Consider the following 20,542-nt stretch of genomic DNA (forward strand, 5'->3'; position numbering starts at 1 on the left):
TGTTTAATGCGGAATTTTTCATTTTGTCGTCTTAAGTTTATTAAACAGTATCCGTATCGATCATTTGAGCCATCACTTCTTGCAGCTCGCTTTGGTCGAATTGCGCGAGTTGTGCCTCCACGATGCACTCGTCGAGCGTGGCAATCGTTGGATTGGCAAACAGCCGGTCGAGCTGGATGTCCACCTCAAAATCTTCCTTGACCTTGCTGATCACCTGGATCGCCATCAGCGAATGGCCGCCCAGTTCGAAGAAGTTGTCGTGACGGCCGATCAGCTCCCGCTGCAGCACCTTGGACCAGATCGCCGCCAGCGCTTCCTCGGTCTCGCCTTGCGGTGCTTCATACTCGCGCCGCACATAGGCGTCGCTGTCCGGCGCCGGCAGCGCCTTGCGGTCCAGCTTGCCATTTGACGTCAATGGCAGCGCCGCCAACAACACGAACGCCGACGGCACCATGTAATCGGCCAGCTGGCCTTCCAAAGCGTCGCGCAGCTGCGCCGCGTCCGGCGCGTAACCGTCGCGCGCCACCACGTACGCCACCAGGCGCTTGCCGCCAGCCTGGTCTTCGCGAGCCAGCACCACCGCCTCGCGCACGCTGTCGATACGCGCCAGGCGCGCCTCGATCTCGCCCAGTTCGATGCGGAAGCCGCGGATCTTGACCTGGAAGTCGTTGCGGCCCAGGTACTCGATATTGCCGTCCGCCAGATGGCGGCCCAGATCGCCCGTCTTGTACATGCGGCCATCCGCTTCGGCGCTGAACGGATCGCGCAGGAAGCGCTCCGCCGTCAGCTCGGGAAGGTTCAGGTAGCCGCGCGCGACACCCGCGCCACCGATGTACAGTTCGCCCGTGGCGCCGATCGGCACCGGTTGCAACTGCTGGTCGAGGATGTACACCTGGGTGTTGCCGATCGGACGGCCCAGCGGAATGCTGCGCCCCGCCACCACCTCGCCGACACGGTAGGTCAACGCGAAGGTGGTCGTTTCGGTCGGACCGTAGCCGTTGAGCAGGTTGTGCGGCGCGTTCTCGCGCAGCACTTTCCCGATCACCTGCGGATCGAGCGCGTCGCCGCCCACGACCAGGTAGCGCAGCTGCGGCAGATAGTCCGCCAGCGCGCCGGCGTATTGGTTGAACAGGCCAACCGTCAGCCACATCACGTTGACGCCCTGCTGTGCCAGCGCCGCCGCGAAGCGGGTCGGTTCGAGCAGCGTCGCCTGATCGATCACCACCAGGGCGCCGCCGTTCAGCAATGGTCCCCACACTTCCATGGTGCTGGCGTCGAAGGCAGGATTGGCCGCGAAGGCAACCCGGTCGCTATCCAGGAATTCCAGATAGCCGTTGTTGATCACGAGGCGGCTGATCGCCCGGTGCGGCACTTCCACACCTTTCGGCGTTCCGCTCGAACCCGAGGTGTACATCACATAGGCCACGCTGCCGCCCTTCGCCGTCACGGCCATGTTGGCCGCGCAGCACTGAGCGATGCGCGCATCGTCTACATCGACCAGGGCAACGTTATCCGGCACCGGCTGCTGTGCCTTGCCCAGCACCAGTTTGGCGTTGCAGTCGGCCAGCATCAAGGCCTGGCGCGGCAACGGCAGTACCGCATCCAGCGGCACGTAGACACCGCCCGCCTTCAGCACCGCCAGCTGCGCGACCACCAGTGCGATCGAACGCTCCAGCGCAATGCCCACGTAGTCGCCATCGACCACGCCTTCGTCACGCAGATGGTGGGCCAGGCGGTTGGCCTGGGCGTTCAATTCAGCGTAACTCACTTGCTGATCTTCGAATATCAATGCCACCGCATCCGGCGCGGCAGCGGCCTGCTGTTCGAACAGCTCGTGGATCGCGCTATCGTGCGGGTAGGCCAGTTGGGTGTCGTTCCATCCCACCAGCACCTGTTCGCGTTCGGCGGCCGGCAATACGCCCAGCGTGCGCACCGCGGTCTCCGGTGCGCTTTCCAATGCGGTCACCAGCTGCTCCAGCGCGGTGTGCAGATAAGCGCACACCCGTTCCGCCTCCACGCCGGCGGTCACTTGCGCCGTCAGCAGGAAGCCCGTACCGAGGTCGTCCACCGACATCGTCAGCGGATAGTTGGTGCGCTCTTCGCCGGACAGCGCTTCCATGCCGTCCCAGGCGGTGACTGCACTACCCGTGTCGTCCGCAGTTGCATCGTTCAGCGCCGAATGACGGAAGTTGAACAAGGCCGAGAACAATGGCGCCGGCGCGGCCACGCCGCTGCAGCGCTGCGCCAGCGATAGCGACGCATGCTCGTGACGCATCAACCCTGCCAGCCGCGCATGGGTCGCCAGCACGCTCGCGCGCACCGATTGCACGCCCACGTCCAACCGCAACGGCAGCGTGTTGATGAACATGCCCAAGGTACGGTCCGCACCGGCGCCGCCCTGCATCCGGCCGAACAGCACCGTGCCGAACACCACCGCTTCGCGGCTCGACGCCTTCGACAGCACCTGCGCCCAGGCCAGGTGCAGCACGGAGGCCGCGCTCACGCCCAGGCCGCGTGCTTGTTCACGAATACGTGCCGCCAGCGCCGCGTCGACTTCGCGCCGCGCTTCGCCGATCAGGCTGCCGTCGCCCTGCACGTCGAGCAGGCCGAACGGCGCCGTGGTCTCGTCGATATCGCCCAGCATGTCGCGGAAGAAGCCTTCATGCTCCGCCTGCGACACGCCCAGCAAGGCCTGCGCCACATAGTTACGGAATGGCAGTGCCGGCGCCAGGGCCTCGCCTTGCAGCGTCGCCTGGATTTCGCCGATCAAAATTTCCATCGTCGTGTGGTCGATCGCCAAGTGATGCGCCAGAACCTGCAGCAACCAGCGATCTTGCACCGGATCGTGCGCGTAGAAGCCGCGCATCAGCGGCGCCTCGCGCACGTCGATGCGGTAATGGCGTGGATCGTAACGCTCCGACAGTTGCGCGGCGACGTCGCCATCTTCCACCACCACCTGCTCGACCTGCATCGGCGCCTGGCGCCACACCACTTGCAGCGCCGCGTCCAAACCTTCCCACAATACGGCCGTGCGCAGGATGTCGTGGCGTGCAATCACCGTTTGCAGCGCCGTGAGGAAACCATCGAGGCGTTCACGGCTGTCGAAACTGATCAGGCTAGGCAACAGATAGGCGTCGCCATTCTGGCTCATCAGGTGATGGAACAAGATCCCTTCCTGCAGCGGAGCCAACGGATAGATGTCCTGGATGTTGGCCGCGCCGCCCGGTACCTGGGCCGCCACGCGGTCGATCTGCTCCTGTGTCAAAGTGATCAGCGGCAGCATCGATGGGGTGATGTGCTCGCAACCGTCCACGATGCCGTTCTCCGGCACTACCACTTCGTGCCCGCCCTGTCCCACCGCCGCCGCCAGTTGGGCGATGCTTGGTGTGCTGAACAAGGCACGCACGTCGGCCTGCAAACCGGCCTGGCGCATGCCCTCGATCAGGCGGACCGCCAGCAATGAATGGCCGCCCAGCTCGAAGAAGTTGTCGTGGCGACCTATCGTTTCGCGATGCAGCACCTTGGACCAGATGGCCGCCAGCGCTTCCTCGATTTCACCTTGCGGCGCCTCGTAGGCACGTTGAATGTAGGCGTCGCCCTCCGGCGCCGGCAGCGCTTTGCTGTCCAGCTTGCCGTTTGGCGTCAGCGGCAAGGTCGCCAGCAGCACGAAGGCCGACGGCACCATGTAGTCGGCCAACTCGCTTGCCAACGCCGCGCGCAATTCGGCCGCGTCCGGCGTGTAGCCGTCGTGCGGCACCACGTACGCCACCAGGCGCTTGTCGCCCGGCTGGTCTTCGCGCGCCAGCACCACCGCCTCGCGCACGCTCTCGACGCGCGCCAGGCGCGCCTCGATCTCGCCCAGCTCGATGCGGAAGCCGCGGATCTTGACCTGGAAGTCGTTGCGGCCCAGGTATTCGATATTGCCGTCCGCCAGATGACGGCCCAGGTCGCCCGTCTTGTAGATGCGGCCGCCCTCGCTGAACGGATCGCGCAGGAAGCGCTCCGCCGTCAGTTCGGGACGGTTCAGGTAGCCGCGCGCCACGCCGGCGCCGCCGATGTACAACTCGCCCGTCACGCCGACCGGCACCGGTTGCAGCTGCGCATCCAGGATGTAGGTCTTCAGATCGGGAATCCGGGTGCCGATCGGGCTCGCGCCCAGGTGCAGCGTATCGGCCTGGGACAGCGGACGGTAGGTCACGTGCACCGTGGTTTCGGTGATGCCGTACATGTTAATGAGCTTGGTCTGCGCCTCGCCGTTGCGGGCATACCATGGCGCCAGCATGCTCGTTTCCAGCGCTTCGCCGCCGAAGATCACATGTCGCAAGCTATGGCTGCGCTCGCTGTTCGCCTGCGCGGCGATCAATTGCCGGAACGCGCTCGGCGTCTGGTTCAGGATCGTCACGCCGGTATCGCACAGGGTGCCGTAGAACTCGTCCGGCGAACGGGCCGTTGCCAGCGGGATGATCACCAGCCGGCCGCCGTACGCCAACGCGCCCCAGATTTCCCACACGGAGAAGTCAAAGGCGAACGAATGGAACAGGCTCCAGCTGTCTTGCGCGCTGAAATGGAACCAGGCATCCGTCGCGTGCAGCAGGCGCAGCACGTTGCGGTGCTCGATCATCACGCCTTTCGGTGCGCCGGTCGAGCCCGAGGTGTAGATGATGTAGGCCAGGTGTTCCGGCAGCAGGCCGGTTTCGGCCGGGTCCAGATTGGCCGGCGATTGCGCGCTCCAATCTTCGTGCGCGTCCAGGTCGACGACCGGGCCATCCACCGCCAGCGAGACGATCAGCTCGGCCGTCGGACCATGGGCCAGGATGGCCGCAGGCGCGCTGTCGGCCAGCATATAGGCCAGGCGCTCGGCCGGATAAGCCGGGTCCAGCGGCACGTAGGCGCCGCCCGCCTTGAGCGTGGCCAGCAGTGCGACGATCATTTCCACGCCGCGCTCGAAGCACAGCGCGACCCGCACGTCGGGGCCGATGCCGAGGCCGCGCAGATGGCGCGCCAGGCGGTTGGCCCGGGCGTTCAGTTCCGCGTAGCTCACTTGCTGGTCTTCAAACACCAGCGCCACCGCGTCCGGCGTGGCGGCAACCCGCTGCTCGAACAGCGCGTGGATCGCACCATCCTGCGGATATGCGTCACCTGTCTCGTTCCACGTCAGCAGCACTTGCTCGCGTTCCGCCGTCGGCAGCACAGCCAACGTGCGCACTGCGGTTTCCGGCGCGCTTTCCAGCGCCGTCACCAGTTGCTCCAATGCGGTGCGCAGATAGGCACAGACCCGGTCCGCATCCACGCCGGCGCTGACCTGCGCCGTCAGCAGGAAGCGGGGTCCAAGATCGTCCACCGACATCGTCAGCGGATAATTGGTCCGTTCCTTATTGGACAGCACTTCCATACCGTCCCAAACAGCATCCGTCGTTCCCTCACCCGCCGAATGACGGAAGTTGAACAGCGCCGAGAACAACGGCGCCGGCGCCGTCACTCCACTGCAGCGTTGCGCCAGCGACAGCGACGCGTGCTCGTGACGCATCAAGCCCGCCAGCACCGCATGGGTCGCCAGCACGCTCTCGCGTACCGATTGCACACCCACATCCAGCCGCACCGGCAGCGTGTTGATGAAAATACCCAGCGTGCGGTCCGCACCGGCGCCACCTTGCATCCGGCCGAACAGCACCGTGCCGAACACCACCGTTTCGCGTCCCGATGCCTTCGACAGCACCTGCGCCCAGGCCAGATGCAGCAGAGAGGCCGCGCTCACGCCCAGGCTGCGCGCCTGCTCGCGGATACGTAGCGTCAATGCCTCGTCCACTTCCTGATGCGCTTCGCCGATCAGGCTACCATCGCCCTGCACGTCGAGCAGGCCGAATGGCGCCGTGGTCTCGTCGATGTCGGACAGCATGTCGCGGAAGAAGCCTTCATGCTCCTCCTGCGACACGCCCAGTCGGGACTGCGCCACATAATTGCGGAACGGCAGTGCCGGCGCCAGGGCTTCGCCTCGCAGCGTGGCCTGGATTTCGCCGATCAGGATCTCCATCGTCGTGTGATCGATTGCCAGGTGGTGCGCCAGGACCAGCAGCAACCAGCGCTCTTGCGCCGGATCGTGTGCATAGAAACCGCGCAGCAGCGGCGCTTCGCGCACGTCGATGCGATAGTGGCCAGGATCGTAACGCTCCGACAGCTGTTCGCCGACGTCGCCCTCGTCCACCACAACCTGTTCCATCTGCAACGGTGCATGCCGCCAGACCACTTGCAAGGCGGACTCCAGCCCTTCCCACTGCACAGCCGTGCGCAGGATATCGTGGCGTGCAATCATCGCCTCCAGCGCCGTCAGGAAACCATCGAGCCGTTCACGGCTGTCGAAACTGATCAGGCTAGGCAGCAGATAGGCGTCGCCATTCTGGCTCATCAGGTGGTGGAACAAAATCCCTTCCTGCAGCGGGGCCAGCGGATAGATATCCTGGATGTTGGCCGCGCCGCCCGGCACCAGGGCGGCCACGCGACCAATCTGCTCTTGCGTCAGATCGACCAATGGCAGCATCGATGGGATGATGTGCTCGCAACCAGCAGGAATGCCGTTCTCCGGCACCACTACTTCATGCCCGCCCTGTCCCACCGCCGCCGCCAGTTGCGCGATGCTTGGAGTGCTGAACAGGGCCCGCACATCGGCCTGCAAACCGGCCTGGCGCATGCCCTCGATCAGGCTGACCGCCAGCAGCGAATGGCCGCCCAGCTCGAAGAAGTTGTCATGACGACCGATCATCTCCCGCTGCAGCACCTTGGACCAGATCGCCGCCAGCGCTTCCTCGATTTCGCCTTGCGGCGCTTCATATTCGCGCCGGGCATAGGCGTCGCTGTCCGGCGCCGGCAGCGCCTTGCGGTCCAGCTTGCCGTTCGGCGTCAGCGGCAGTGCCGTCAGCAACACGAAGGCCGACGGCACCATGTAATCGGCCAACTCCGCCGACAGCGCCGCGCGCAGCTCGGCCGCGTCCGGCGTGTAGCCATCCTGCGCCACGACGTAGGCCACCAGACGCTTGCCGCCAACCTGGTCTTCGCGCGCCAGCACCACCGCCTCGCGCACGCTGTCGATACGCGCCAGGCGCGCCTCGATCTCGCCGAGCTCGATACGGAAGCCACGGATCTTGACCTGGAAGTCGTTGCGGCCCAGGTACTCGATATTGCCGTCGGGCAGATAGCGGCCCAGATCGCCCGTCTTGTACATGCGGGCATCCGCGTCCGCGCTGAACGGATCGCGCAGGAAGCGCTCCGCCGTCAGCTCAGGAAGGTTCAGGTAGCCCTGCGCGACGCCCGCGCCACCGATGTACAGTTCGCCCGTGGCGCCGATCGGCACCGGTTGCAACTGCTGGTCGAGGATATACACCTGGGTATTGCCGATCGGACGGCCCAGCGGAATGCTGCGCCCCGCCACCACCTCGCCGACCCGGTAGGTCAGCGCGAAGGTGGTCGTTTCGGTCGGGCCGTAACCGTTGAGCAGGTTGCGCGGCGCGTTCTCGCGCAGCACTTTCCCGATCACATGCGGATCGAGGGCGTCGCCGCCCACGACCAGGTAGCGCAGCTGCGGCAGATAAGCCGCCAGCGCACCGGCATATTGGTTGAACAATCCAACCGTCAGCCACATCACGTTGACGCCCTGCTGTGCCAGTACCGCCGCGAAGCGGGCCGGTTCGAGCAACGTCGCCTGATCGATCACCACCAGGGCGCCGCCGTTCAGCAACGGTCCCCACACTTCCATGGTGCTGGCGTCGAACGCCGGATTGGCCGCGAAGGCAACCCGGTCGCTGGCCAGGAATTCCAGATAGCCATTGTTGATCACGAGGCGGCTGATCGCCCGGTGCGGCACTTCCACGCCTTTCGGCGTTCCGCTCGACCCCGAGGTGTACATGACATAGGCCACGGAGCCGCCGTTCGCGGTTGTAGCCCGGTTGGCCGCGCTGAGCTCGCCGATGCGTACATCGTTCACATCGACCAGGGCGACGTTGTCCGGCACCGGCTGCTCTGCCGTGCCCAGCACCAGTTTGGCGTTGCAGTCTGCCAGCATCAGTGCCTGACGCTGCAACGGCAGTACCGCATCCAGCGGCACATAGACGCCGCCCGCCTTCAGCACCGCCAGTTGCGCGACCACCAGTGCGATCGAGCGTTCCAGCGCGATGCCCACGTAGTCGCCATCGACCACGCCTTCATTGCGCAGATGGTGGGCCAGGCGGTTGGCCATGGCGTTCAGGTCCGCGTAACTCACTTGCTGATCTTCGAATATCAATGCCACCGCGTCCGGCGTGGTCGCAGCCTGTTGTTCGAACAGCTCGTGGATCGCGCTATCGTGCGGGTAGCTCAGTTGCGTGTCGTTCCAGCCCACCAGCACCTGTTCGCGCTCAGCGGCCGGCAGCACGCCCAGCGTGCGCACCGGAGTCGCTGGCGAGCTTTCCAATGCCGTCACCAGTTGCTCCAGCGCGGTATGCAGGTAAGCGCAGACCCGGTCGGCGTCCACGCCGGCGCTCACTTGCGCCGTCAGCTGGAAGCCCGTACCGAGGTCGTCCACCGACATCGTCAGCGGATAGTTGGTGCGTTCTTCGCCGGACAGCACTTCCACGCCGTTCCAGACAGCGTTGGGGCCGCCCGCACTGTTCGCCTCGTCCTGCGCCGAATGACGGAAGTTGAACAGCGCCGAGAACAACGGAGCCGGCGCGGCCACGCCACTACAGCGTTGCGCCAACGCCAGCGATGCGTGTTCGTGGCGCATCAACCCCATCAATCGCGCATGGGTCGCCAGCACGCTCGCGCGCACCGATTGCACACCCACGTCCAGACGCAGCGGCAGCGTGTTGATGAACATGCCCAATGTACGGTCCGCACCGGCACCGCCCTGCATCCGGCCGAACAGCACCGTGCCGAACACCACCGCTTCGCGGCCCGATGCTTTCGACAGCACCTGCGCCCAAGCCAGGTGCAGCACGGAAGCCGCGCTCACGCCCAAGCCGCGCGCCTGTTCGCGGATACGCGCCGCCAGCTCTGGCTCGACGTCGCGCCGCGCTTCGCCGATCAGGCTGCCGTCGCCCTGTACGTCGATCAGGCCGAACGGCGCCGTCGTTTCGTCGACGTCGCCCAGCATGTCGCGGAAGAAGCCTTCATGCTCCTCCTGCGACACGCCCAGCAAGGCCTGCGCCACATAGTTGCGGAACGGCAGCGCCGGCGCCAGGGCTTCGCCTTGCAGCGTCGCCTGGATTTCGCCGATCAGGATCTCCAGCGTCGTGTGATCGATCGCCAGATGGTGCGCGAGGATCTGCAGCAGCCAGCGTCCTTGCACCGGATCGTGCGTGTAGAAGCCGCGCATCAGCGGCGCCTCGCGCACGTCGATGCGGTAATGACGTGGATCGTAACGCTCCGCCAACTGCGCGGCGACGTCGCCCTCATCCACCACCACCTGTTCGACCTGCAACGGCGCCTGGCGCCAGACCACTTGCAAAGCCGAATCCAGTCCTTCCCACAGCACGGCAGTGCGCAGGATATCGTGGCGTGCAATCACCGTCTGCAACGCCGTCAGGAAACCATCTAGGCGTTCGCGGCTGTCGAAACTGATCAGGCTAGGCAGCAAATAGGCGTCGCCATTCTGACTCATCAGGTGATGGAACAAGATCCCTTCCTGCAACGGGGCCAGCGGATAGATATCCTGGATGTTGACCGCGCCGCCCGGTACCTGGGCCGCCACACGGTCGATCTGTTCCTGCGTCAGGTCGATCAATGGCAGCATCGATGGAGTGATGTGCTCGCAACCAGCAGGAATGCCATTCTCCGGCACCACCACTTCGTGACCGCCTTGCCCCACCGCCAACGCCAGTTGCGCGATGCTTGGGGTGCTGAACAAGGCTCGCACATCGGCCTGCAAACCGGCCTGGCGCATGCCCTCGATCAGGCTGACCGCCAACAACGAATGGCCGCCCAACTCGAAGAAGTTGTCGTGACGGCCTATCGTTTCACGATGCAGCACTTTAGACCAGATCGCCGCCAGCGCTTCCTCGATTTCGCCTTGCGGCGCTTCATATTCGCGCCGAGCATAGGCGTCGCTGTCCGGCGCCGGCAGGGCTTTGCGATCCAGCTTGCCGTTCGCCGTCAATGGCAAGGCGCCAAGCATTACGAATGCCGACGGCACCATGTAATCGGCCAGCTCGGCCGACAACGCCGCGCGCAGCTCCGCCGCGTCCGGCGTATGGCCATCCTGCGCCACCACGTAGGCCACCAGGCGCTTGCCACCAACCTGGTCTTCACGCGCCAGCACCACCGCCTCGCGCACGCTGTCGATGCGCGCCAGGCGCGCCTCGATCTCGCCCAACTCAATACGGAAGCCGCGGATCTTGACCTGGAAGTCGTTGCGGCCCAGGTACTCGATATTGCCGTCCGCCAGATGGCGACCCAGATCGCCCGTCTTGTACATGCGGGCATCCGCGTCCGCGCTGAACGGATCGCGCAGGAAGCGCTCCGCCGTCAGCTCGGAAAGGTTCAGGTAGCCGCGCGCAACACCCGCGCCGCCGATATACAGCTCGCCCGTGGCGCCGATTGGCACCGGCTGCAGCTGCTGGTCGAGGATATACACCTGGGTATTGCCGATCGGACGGCCCAGCGGAATGCTGCGCCCAGCCACCACCTCGCCGACCCGGTAGGTCAGCGCGAAGGTGGTCGTTTCGGTCGGACCATAACCATTGAGCAGGTTGTGCGGCGCGTTCTCGCGCAGCACTTTCCCGATCACCTGCGGATCGAGCGCGTCGCCGCCCACGACCAGGTAGCGCAGCTGCGGCAGATACGCCGCCAGCGCGCCGGCGTACTGGTTGAACAGGCCAACCGTCAGCCACATCACGTTGACGCCCTGCTGTGCCAGTATCGCCGCGAAGCGGGCCGGTTCGAGCAACGTCGCCTGATCGATCACCACCAGGGCGCCGCCGTTCAGCAACGGTCCCCACACTTCCATGGTGCTGGCGTCGAAGGCCGGATTGGCCGCGAAGGCAACCCGGTCGCTGGCCAGGAATTCCAGATAGCCGTTGTTGATGACCAAGCGGCTGATCGCCCGGTGCGGCACTTCCACACCTTTCGGCGTTCCGCTCGACCCCGAGGTGTACATGACATAGGCCACGGAGCCGCCGTTCGCGGTTGTAGCCCGGTTGGCCGCGCTGAGCTCGCCGATGCGTACATCGTTCACATCGACCAGGGCGACGTTGTCCGGCACCGGCTGCTCTGCCGTGCCCAGCACCAGTTTGGCGTTGCAGTCTGCCAGCATCAGTGCCTGACGCTGCAACGGCAGTACCGCATCCAGCGGCACATAGACACCGCCCGCCTTCAGCACCGCCAGCTGCGCGACCACCAGTGCGCTCGAGCGTTCCAGCGCGATGCCCACGTAGTCGCCATCGACCACGCCTTCGTCACGCAGATGGTGGGCCAGGCGGTTGGCCTGGGCGTTCAATTCAGCGTAACTCACTTGCTGATCTTCGAATATCAACGCCACCGCGTCCGGCGTGGTCGCAGCCTGTTGTTCGAACAGCTCGTGGATCGCGCTATCGTGCGGGTAGCTCAGTTGCGTGTCGTTCCAGCCCACCAGCACCTGTTCGCGCTCGACCGCAGGCAACACGGTCAGCGTTTGCACCGCGGTCTCCGGCGCGCTTTCCAGCGCCGTCACCAGTTGCTCCAGCGCGGTATGCAGATAGGCGCAGATCCGTCCGGCGTCCAGGCCGGCGCTCACTTGCGCCGTCAGCTGGAAGCCCGTACCGAAGTCGTCCACCGACATCGTCAACGGATAGTTGGTGCGCCCGTCGGCGAACAGCATTTCCATGCCGTCCCAGCCGCCAGCGGTCTGTCCGACGTCGTCGTTCGCCTCCTGCTGCGCCGAATGGCGGTAGTTGAACAGCGCCGAGAACAACGGTGCCGACGCCGCCACGCCACTGCAACGTTGCGCCAACGCCAGCGAGGCATGTTCATGGCGCATCAACCCCATCAATCGCGCATGGGTCGCCAGCACGCTCGAACGCACCGATTGCACGCCCACGTCCAGCCGCAGCGGCAACGTATTGATGAACATGCCCAATGTACGGTCCGCACCGGCGCCGCCCTGCATCCGGCCGAACAGCACCGTGCCGAACACCACCGCTTCGCGGCCCGATGCCTTCGACAGCACCTGCGCCCAGGCCAGGTGCAGCACGGAAGCCGCGCTCACGCCCAGGCTGCGTGCCTGTTCACGAATACGCGCAGCCAGCGCAGCATCGACTTCGCGCCCCGCCTCGCCGATCAGGTTGCCATCGCCTTGCACGTCGAGCAGGCCGAATGGTGCCGTGGTCTCATCGACGTCGCCCAGCATGTCACGGAAGAAGCTCTCATGCTCCGCCTGCGACACACCCAGCAAGGCCTGCGCCACATAGTTGCGGAACGGCAGCGCCGGTACCAAGGCTTCGCCTTGCAGCGTCGCCTGGATTTCGCCCATCAGGATCTCCAGCGTCGTGCGGTCGATCACCAGGTGGTGCGTCAGGAACTGCAACAGCCAGCGTCCCTGCACAGGATCATGCGCGTAGAAACCGCGCATCAGCGGCGCCTCGCGCATGTCGATCCGGTAATGGCGTGGATCGTAGCGCTCCGACAGTTGTGCGGCGATGTCGTCCTCGTCCACTTCAACCTGCTCCACCTGCAGCGGCGCATGGCGCCAGACCACTTGCAGCGGCGAATCCAGTCCTTCCCACAGCACGGCCGTGCGCAGGATGTCGTGGCGTGCAATCACCGCCTTCAACGCCGTCAGGAAACCATCGAGCCGCTCGCGGCTGTCGAAACTGATCATGCTAGTCAGCAGATAGGCATCGCCGTTCTGGCTCATCAGGTGATGGAACAAGATCCCTTCCTGCAGCGGAGCCAACGGATAGATATCCTGGATGTTGGCCGCGCCGCCCGGCACCTGGGCCGCCACACGGTCGATCTGTTCTTGCGTCAGGTTGATCAACGGCAGCATTGCCGGCGTGATGTACTCGCATCCGTCCACGATGCCGTTCGCCGGCACCGTCACTTCATGCCCGCCCTGTCCCACCGCCGCCGCCAGTTGCGCGATGCTTGGGGTGCTGAACAGCGCCCGTACATCGGCCTTCAAGCCGACTTGGCGCATGCCTTCGATCAGGCTGACCGCCAGCAGCGAATGGCCGCCCAGCTCGAAGAAGTTATCATGGCGGCCGATGGTTTCGCGACGCAGCACTCGCGACCAGATCGCCGCCAGCGCTTCCTCGATCTCGCCTTGCGGCGCCTCGTAGCCGCGTCGGATGTAAGCGTCGCCCTCCGGCGCCGGCAAGGCCTTGCGGTCCAGCTTGCCGTTCGGCGTCAATGGCAAGGCGCCAAGCAGCACGAAGGCCGACGGCACCATGTAATCGGCCAGTTCGACCGACAGCGCCGCACGCAGCGCCGCCGCATCCGGCGTGTCGCCGTCGCGCGCCACCACGTACGCCACCAGGCGCTTGTCGCCCGGCTGGTCTTCACGCGCCAGCACCACCGCCTCGCGCACGCTGTCGATGCGCGCCAGGCACGCCTCGATCTCGCCGAGCTCGATACGGAAGCCGCGGATCTTGACCTGGAAGTCGTTACGGCCCAGGTACTCGATAGTGCCGTCCGCCAGATGGCGGCCCAGATCGCCCGTCTTGTACATGCGGGCGTCCGCTTCGGCGCTGAACGGATCGCGCAGGAAGCGCTCCGCCGTCAGCTCCGGACGGTTCAGGTAACCACGGCCCACCTGCACGCCGGCCAGGAACAACTCGCCCGTCACGCCCATCGGCACCGGCTGCAATTGCGCATCCAGGATATAGACCTGGGTGTTGGCGATCGGACGGCCGATCGGCACGATGTCGCGCAGGTCGTCGGCCCGGCACTGCCAGGCCGTCACATCGACGCCCGCCTCGGTCGGCCCATACAGGTTGTGCAACTCGGCCTGCGGCAACAGCGCGTGGAAGCGCCGCGCCAGCGCGGCCGGCAAGGCCTCGCCGCTGCACATTACCCGCACGATGCCGTCGCACTGCGCGGCGTCGCCGTGTTCCAGGAACACCTGCAACATCGACGGCACGAAGTGCAAGGTCGTGATGCCCTGTGCGCGGATAATTTCGTTCAGATAGAGCGGGTCTTTATGTCCCTGCGGACGCGCCATTACCAGGCCGGCGCCGCTGATCAGCGGCCAGAAGAATTCCCACACCGACACGTCGAAGCTGAACGGCGTCTTTTGCAACACGCGGTCCTGCGCCGTCAAGCCATAGGCGTCCTGCATCCACACCAGACGGTTGACCACGCCGCGATGTTCGTTCATCGCGCCTTTCGGTTGTCCGGTCGAGCCCGAGGTGTAGATGATGTAGGCCAGGTGATCCGGCAGCAGGCCGGTGTCGGCCGCGTCCAGATCGGCCGCCGATTGGGTCTTCCACTCGTCCTGCGCGTCCAGGTCGACGACCGGGCAGACGTCCACCGCCAGCGAGGCGATCAGCCCCGCAGTCGGACCATGGGCCAGCAGCGCCGCCGGGGCGCTGTCGGCCAGCATATACGCCAGACGTTCGGCCGGATAGGCCGGGTCCAGCGGCACATAGGCCCCGCCCGCCTTGAGCGTGGCCAACAGTGCAACCACCATCGCCACGCTGCGCTCCAGGCACAGCGCGACGCGCACGTCGGGGCCAATGCCCAGTCCGCGCAGATGGCGCGCCAGGCGGTTCGCCTGGGCGTTCAGTTCCGCATAACTCACTTGCTGGTCTTCGAACACCAGCGCCACCGCGTCCGGCGTGGCCGCGGCTTGCTGTTCGAACAGCTCGTGGATGCAGCCTTGTTGCGCATACTCGACGCGGGTGTCATTCCATCCCAGCAGAACTTGTTCGCGTTCCGCCTTGGACAGCAACGGCAGGCTGACGAGGGTCTGCTGTTCGTCGGCGACCATCGCGGTGAGCAGGCTGCGCCAGTAGTCGACATGCCGCTGCATCGTCGCACGATCGAACAACGCCGTTGCATATTCCAGTCCGCCCACAATCCGGCCGCCGGCTTCCTGCAATCCCAGCGTCAAATCGAACTTGGCGAGGCTGCCTTCCTGCGCCGGGAGTTGAGACAACGCCAGACCAGGCATCTCCAGCGTGCCCTCCGGCGTATTTTGCCAGGAGAACATGACCTGGAAGATCGGCGCATGCGCCATGCTGCGCGGCGGCTGCACGATCTCGACGATCTGTTCGAAAGGCATATCCTGATGTTGCTGCGCACCCAGCACCTGCTGTTTGCTTTGCTGCAGCAATCCTTCCACCGTCAGCTCGGGCGACAGCTCGAAGCGCAGCGCCTGGGTATTGACGAAGAAGCCGATCAGTTTTTCCGTCTCGGCCCGGTTGCGCCCGGCGATAGGGCTGCCGATCACCACATCGTCTTGGCCGGACAAGCGCGACAACAGCGCGGCCCAGCTGCCCAGCAACAGCATGTACAGCGTCACGCCGTGGCGTTGGCTCAGCGCTTTCAGTTGCGCCGTCAACGCGGCGTCCAGTTCCATGTCCAGATTGGCGCCCGCGTAGCTTTGCACGGATGGGCGAGGACGGTCGTTCGGCAATTCCAGCATGGCGGGAATGCCCGCCAGCGCCTCTTTCCAGTACGCCGCCTGATGCTGCTGACGCTCGCCGGCCAGCCACTGGCGCTGCCAGCTGGCATAGTCGGGATACTGGATCGGCAGGGCCGGCAGCGGATCGAGCGTGACGTCGCTGCCTTCTTCGCAGTAGGCGCCGTACAGGGCGCTTACTTCGTTGAGCAATACACCCATCGACCAGCCGTCGGAAATGATGTGGTGCATGGCGACAAACAGCAGGTGCTCCTGTGCCGACAATTTGATCAAAGCGCCCCGGATCAACGGACCGCGTTCCAGATCGAACGGCGCGTCGGCTTGCTGCGCCAGTGCGCCCGGCACGTCTCCGCCATCCTGCAGATCCAGTTCTTGCAACGCAAAACCGATGTTCTCATCGGTGATCAACTGCACCACCTGTCCATCGACTTTGGCGAACGTGGTACGCAGCGCTTCGTGACGCGCCACCACCCGGTTCAAGGTCGCGACCAGGGCTGCGCGGTTCAGGTCGCCGTTCAGCTGGACGCCGCCAGTGATGTGGTAGGTCTCGCTCACGCCTTCCATTTGCGCCAGGAACCACAGCCGCTGCTGCGCGAACGACAGCGCAAGCGGCGCATTGCGGTCCGCCAATGTAATCGGCGAGGATACGGACTGACCGGACTGGCTGATCACCTGCGCAAACGCGGCCAGATTTGGCTGGCTGAACAACTCGCCCAGCGTTACCTCAACCTGGAGGCTGTGGCGTATGCGGGACAGCACTTGCACCGCCATCAGCGAATGGCCGCCCAGCTCGAAGAAGTTGTCGTGACGGCCGATCTGCTCACGCTGCAGCACCTGCGACCAGATGGCCGCCAGCGCTTCCTCGGTTTCGCCTTGCGGCGCTTCGTAGCCGCGCTGGATATAGGCATCGCCTTCCGGCGCCGGCAGGGCCTTGCGGTCCAGCTTGCCGTTTGGCGTCAGCGGCAGCGCCGCCAGCAGCACGAAGGCCGACGGCACCATGTAATCGGCCACTTCGCTTGCCAATGCCGCACGCAGTTCGGCCGCGTCCGGCGTGTAGCCATCGCGTGCCACCACGTACGCCACCAGGCGCTTGTCGCCCGGCTGGTCTTCGCGCGCCAGCACCACCGCCTCGCGCACGCTCTCGATGCGCGCCAGGCGTGCCTCGATCTCGCCCAGTTCGATACGGAAGCCGCGGATCTTGACCTGGAAGTCGTTGCGGCCCAGGTACTCGATATTGCCGTCCGCCAGATGGCGGCCCAGATCGCCCGTCTTGTACATGCGGCCATCCTGGCTGAACGGGTCGCGCAGGAAGCGCTCCGCCGTCAGCTCCGGACGGTTCAGGTAGCCGCGTGCGACGCCCGCGCCACCGATGTACAGCTCGCCGATCACACCGATCGGCACCGGTTGCAGTTGGCCATCCAGGATATACACCTGGGTATTGGCCACCGGACGACCGATATGCGGCACGAAACCTTGCGCCCGTGGCATCGCCACCCAGGTCGAGTAGGTCGTCGTCTCCGACGGACCGTACAGATTGCACACCGTCTCCACGTCGGTGCTGGCGAACAGTTTCTCGACCAGGCTGCGTTTCAACGCCTCGCCGGCCAGGTTGATCGTGCGCACGGTCGCCGGCACCGCGCCGGCGTTGGCCAGCGCATCAATGGCAGACGGCACGGTATTAATCAGCGTCACGTCGGCCGGCTGTTGCAGCAGGCTCAAGGCGTTGCCCACCAGCGTAATGCTGGCGCCGCACGACAGCGGCACAAAGCATTCATAGACCGCAAGGTCGAAATTGAGCGAGGTCGAGAACAGCGTGCGCTGCAATGCTTCCACGCTGAACGCCGTACCCGCCCAATGGATGAAGTTGACCGCGTTGCGATGCGTGAGCATCACCCCCTTCGGTTCGCCGGTCGAGCCGGAGGTGTAGATGATGTAGGCCAGGTGTTCTGGTTGCAGGCCGGTTTCGGCCGCGTCCAGATCGGCTGGCGATTGCGCGCTCCATGCTTCCTGCGCGCCCAGGTCCACGACCGGACAGCCGTCCGTCGCCAGCGTGGCGACCAGGCCGGAAGTCGGACCATGGGCCAGGATCGCCGCCGGCGCACTGTCAGCCAGCACATACGCCAGACGTTCGGCCGGATAGGCCGGGTCCATCGGCACATAGGCGCCGCCCGCCTTGAGCGTGGCCAGCAGTGCGACGATCATCTCCACGCTGCGTTCGACACACAGCGCAACCCGCACATCGGGGCCGACGCCCAGGCCGCGCAGATGGCGCGCCAAACGGTTCGCCCGGGTGTTCAGTTCCGCGTAACTCAGTTCCTGTTCGTTAAACACCAGCGCCACCGCATCCGGCGTGGCCGCAACCTGCTGCTCGAACAGCTCGTGCATCGCGCTATCTTGCGGGTAGGCCAGTTGGGTGTCGTTCCATCCGACCAGCACCTGCTCGCGCTCGGCGGCCGGCAGCACGCCCAGCGTGTGCGTCGCGGTCTCCGGTGCGTTTTCCAATGCGGTCACCAGCTGCTCCAGCGCGGTGTGCAGATAGGCACAGATGCGCTCCGCGTCCACGCCGGCGCTCACTAGCGCCGTCAGCTGGAAGCCCGTACCGAGGTCGTCCACCGACATCGTCAGCGGATAGTTGGTGCGTTCTTCGCCGGACAGCACTTCCATGCCGTCCCAGACAGCGTTGTGGCCGCCCGCGCTGTTCGCCTCGTCCTGCGCCGAATGACGGAAGTTGAACAGCGCCGAGAACAACGGCGCCGGCGCCGCCACGCCGCTGCAGCGCTGGGCCAACGCCAGCGAGGCGTGTTCGTGCCGCATCAATCCCATCAATCGTGCATGGGTCGACAGCAAGCTCGCGCGCACCGATTGCACGCCCACGTCCAGCCTTACCGGCAACGTGTTGATGAACATGCCCAGTGTACGGTCCGCACCGGCACCGCCCTGCATACGGCCGAACAGCACCGTGCCGAACACCACCGCTTCGCGGCCCGATGCTTTCGACAATACCTGCGCCCAAGCCAGGTGCAGCACGGAGGCCGCGCTCACGCCCAAGCCGCGCGCCTGTTCACGGATACGCGCCGCCAGCTCTGGCTCGACGTCGCGCCGCGCTTCGCCGATCAGAGTGCCGTCGCCCTGCACGTCGAGCAGGCCAAATGGCGCCGTCGTTTCGTCGATGTCTGCCAGCATTTCACGGAAGAAGACTTCGTGTTCTTCCTGCGATACGCCCAGTCGTGCCTGTGCCACATAGTTGCGGAATGGCAGTGCCGGCGCCAGGGCTTCGCCTTGCAGCGTCGCCTGGATTTCGCCGATCAGGATTTCCATCGTCGTGTGGTCGATCGCCAGGTGGTGGGCGAGGATCTGCAGCAGCCAGCGTCCCTGCACAGGATCGTGCGCGTAGAAGCCGCGCATCAGCGGCGCTTCACGCACGTCGATCCGGTAGTGGCGTGGATCGTAACGCTCCGACAGCTGTTCGCCGACGTCGCCGTCGTCCACCACAACCTGCTCCACCTGCAGCGGCGCCTGGCGCCAGACCACTTGCAAGGCGGACTCCAAGCCTTCCCACAGCACGGCCGTGCGCAGGATGTCGTGGCGTGAAATCACCGTCTGCAAAGCCGTCAGGAAACCGTCGAGACGTTCGCGGCTGTCGAAACTGATCAGGCTAGGCAGCAGGTACGCATCGCCATTCTGGCTCATCAAGTGATGGAACAAAATGCCTTCCTGCAGCGGAGCCAACGGATAGATATCCTGGATGTTGGCCGCGCCGCCCGGAACCTGGGCCGCCACGCGGTCGATCTGCTCTTGCGTCAGGTCGATCAATGGCAGCATCGATGGGGTGATGTGCTCGCAACCGTCCACGATGCCGTTCTCTGGCACCACTACATCGTGCCCGCCTTGTCCCACGGCAGCCGCCAGTTGGGCGATGCTTGGGGTGCTGAACAGCGCTCGCACGTCGGCCTGCAAACCAGCCTGGCGCATGCCTTCGATCAGGCTGACCGCCAGTAATGAATGACCGCCCAGCTCGAAGAAGTTGTCATGACGACCGATGGTTTCGCGTTGCAGCACGCGCGACCAGATCGCCGCCAGCGCTTCCTCGATTTCGCCTTGCGGCGCTTCATATTCGCGCCGCGCATAGGCGTCGCTGTCCGGCGCCGGCAAGGCCTTGCGGTCCAGCTTGCCGTTCGCCGTCAATGGCAGGGCGCCAAGCAGCACGAATGCCGATGGCACCATGTAATCGGCCAGCTCGCTTGCCAGCGCCGCGCGCAGCTCCGCCGCGTCCGGCGTGTAGCCGTCGCGTGCCACCACGTACGCTACCAGGCGCTTGCCGCCAGCCTGGTCTTCACGCGCCAGCACCACCGCCTCGCGCACGCTGTCGATGCGCGCCAGGCGCGCCTCGATCTCGCCCAGCTCGATACGGAAGCCGCGGATCTTGACCTGGAAGTCGTTGCGGCCCAGGTACTCGATATTGCCGTCCGCCAGATGGCGGCCCAGATCGCCCGTCTTGTACATGCGGGCATCCGCGTCCGCGCTGAACGGATCGCTCAGGAAGCGCTCCGCCGTCAGCTCAGGAAGGTTCAGGTAGCCGCGCGCGACACCCGCGCCACCGATGTACAGCTCGCCCGTCGCACCGATCGGTACCGGTTGCAACTGCTGGTCGAGGATATACACCTGGGTGTTACCGATCGGACGGCCCAGCGGAATGCTGCGCCCCGCCACCACCTCGCCGACCCGGTAGGTCAGTGCGAAGGTGGTCGTTTCGGTCGGACCGTAGCCGTTGAGCAGGTTGTGCGGCGCGTTCTCGCGCAGCACTTTCCCGATCACCTGCGGATCGAGGGCGTCGCCGCCCACAACCAGGTAGCGCAGCTGCGGCAGATAAGCCGCCAGCGCGCCGGCATATTGGTTGAACAAACCAACCGTCAGCCACATCACGTTGACGCCCTGCTGTGCCAGTACCGCCGCGAAGCG

The 20,542-nt window shown here is 65.3% G+C and carries 1 protein-coding gene; it reads right to left on the reverse strand.

Annotated features, from left to right (window positions below):
- Nucleotides 1-40: 40 nt before the first annotated feature.
- Nucleotides 41-20,542 (reverse strand): non-ribosomal peptide synthase/polyketide synthase (locus AC1RMD_RS30460; RefSeq protein WP_492932478.1); only part of this gene is annotated, 20,502 nt, incomplete at its 5' end.

It is taken from the genome of Duganella sp. GW822-FHT06D06 (assembly GCF_058799615.1).